This window comes from Nioella sp. (genome assembly GCF_964229645.1).
GTDB lineage: Bacteria > Pseudomonadota > Alphaproteobacteria > Rhodobacterales > Rhodobacteraceae > Nioella.
On sequence record NZ_CAXREX010000106.1, the window covers coordinates 1 to 2,160 of the forward strand.

Here is a 2,160-nt window from a genome sequence, read left to right on the forward strand (position 1 = left end):
CTGGAGGCCACCGTTGCCGTCTGGAACGTGATCGGGCGGCGTGACAACAAGTACAAGGCGCGCATCAAGATCCTGGTTCACGAATTCGGGCTGGAGAACCTGAAGGGCGAGGTCGAGACGGAATTCGCCTTGCGCAAGCCGCTCTATGCAGGTGGCAAGGACATGGCGCTGCTGGAAGAGATCAAGGCGCATTTCGCAGCGCACGACTTTGAAGTCGCCCCGACGAACGCCTTCGATACGGCCTATCAGGCAGACCCGATCTTCCGCTCCTGGGCCGATACGAACCTGGCCGATCACCGCGCCGAGGGCTACGCCATCGTTACCATTTCGCTCAAGAAGCACGGGGACACGCCGGGCGATGCCACGGCGGAGCAGATGCGCATTATGGCCGATCTGGCGGAACGCTTCGGTCACGACGAACTGCGCATCAGCCACGAGCAGAACGTGATCCTGCCCCATGTGCACAAGCGCCACCTGCCCGCCATTCATGCCGAGTTGAAGAAGGCGGGGCTTGCCACGGCAAATATCGGGCTCATCTCCGACATCATCGCCTGCCCCGGCATGGATTACTGCGCGCTGGCGACGGCCCGGTCCATCCCCGTGGCGCAGGAAATCGCGACGCGGTTCGAGGAACTCAGGCTGGAACACGAGGTCGGCCCGCTCAAGATCAAGATCTCGGGCTGCATCAATGCCTGCGGGCATCACCACGTGGGCCATATCGGCATTCTGGGTCTCGACCGCGCGGGGGTGGAAAACTACCAGATCACCCTTGGCGGCGACGGCACCGAGGACGCGGTGATCGGCACGCGCACCGGCCCCGGTTTTGCCTATGACGAGATCGTGGGCGCGGTGGAAACCATCGTGACGACCTATCTGGATCTGCGCCAGAGCGCGGAGGAGACCTTCCTTCAAGCCTACGCCCGTGTCGGCATCGAGCCCTTCAAGGCCGCCCTCTACCCGGAGGCCAAACCCCGTGCCGCTTGACGCCCCCATCGGCTCTCTTGCCACCTGGGTCGAGGGTCTCAATGCGCGCTACAAGCACCATTCCGCCACGGCGGTTATGGAACGCGCGCTGAAGGACCCCGACCTTGGCCGTATCGCTCTGGTCAGCTCTTTCGGGGCGGAATCCGTCGTGCTTCTGCACATGGTGTCGGTGATCGACCCGGCCACGCCCGTGCTGTTCATCGACACGCAGATGCTGTTTCCCGAAACGCTGGCCTACCAGCAACAGGTCGCGAGCCAATTGGGATTGCAGGACGTGCGCACGATTCACGCCAGCAAGATCTCGCTCCTGGCGGGCGATCCCGATGGCACCCTGCATCAGCGCAGCACCGACGCCTGCTGTGATCTGCGCAAGGTGCGTCCGATGGAGGCGGCGCTTGCCCCCTTCGACAGCTGGATCACCGGGCGCAAGCGGTTCCAGTCGGGCACGCGCGCCGCGCTCGATTTCTTCGAGACCGAGGGCGACATCCGCATCAAGATCAACCCGCTGGCCCATTGGGCACCCGAGGACGTGCAGGACTACATGGTCAACAACCGCCTGCCCCGGCATCCGCTCGTGGCCAAGGGTTACCCTTCCATCGGCTGCGCCCCCTGCACCAGCCCCGTGAAACCCGGCGAAGACCCTCGCGCGGGCCGCTGGCGGGGCGAGCAGAAGGAAGAATGCGGCATCCACTTCATCGACGGGCGCATCGTGCGTGGGCCCCTGAAAACCGCCTCGTAAGGAGCGACGACATGAAAGACCTGGCAGCCCTAGAGGCCCTGACCGAGACCGAAACCGTCCTTGTCACCGATACGGGCTTTGCTCCGGTGGATGGGGGCGATGTGCTGGACTTGCCCAGTGACGCTGATGCTGAGGCATTGACCGAGGCGCTTCAGACCAACGCCACCATCCGCATCGACTTCCCCAGCTTCGCCGACGGGCGCGGCTTCACCCTCGCCCGCCGCCTGCGGCAGATGGGCTTTACCGGGCACCTGCGCGCGAAAGGTCACGTGCTGGCCGATCAATACGCGATGGCGCGCCGATCGGGATTCGATGACGTGGAAATTGACCGTGCCCTCGCCACGCGTCAGCCCGAGGATCAGTGGCTTGCACGCGCCAACTGGCGCGACCATGACCATCGGTCGCGGCTACGTGTCGCCTGAGTGCCCCTTTTCCTG

Annotated in this window: 3 protein-coding genes; all 3 read left to right on the forward strand. The window is 64.4% G+C overall.

What is annotated here, in order from left to right:
• Positions 1-984, forward strand: a 984-nt coding sequence (locus tag ACEQXV_RS07290) for a nitrite/sulfite reductase (RefSeq protein ID WP_370268528.1), incomplete at its 5' end; no start/stop codon positions are given.
• Positions 974-1,723: a phosphoadenylyl-sulfate reductase gene (locus ACEQXV_RS07295; RefSeq protein WP_370250791.1), complete on the forward strand. Its 750-nt coding sequence runs from the start codon at positions 974-976 to the stop codon at positions 1,721-1,723. The genes ACEQXV_RS07290 and ACEQXV_RS07295, both read left to right, overlap by 11 nt.
• Positions 1,724-1,734: 11 nt before the next feature.
• Complete coding sequence (locus ACEQXV_RS07300) at positions 1,735-2,145, forward strand: DUF934 domain-containing protein (protein ID WP_370268530.1); 411 nt, start codon at positions 1,735-1,737, stop codon at positions 2,143-2,145.
• Positions 2,146-2,160 lie beyond the last annotated feature (15 nt).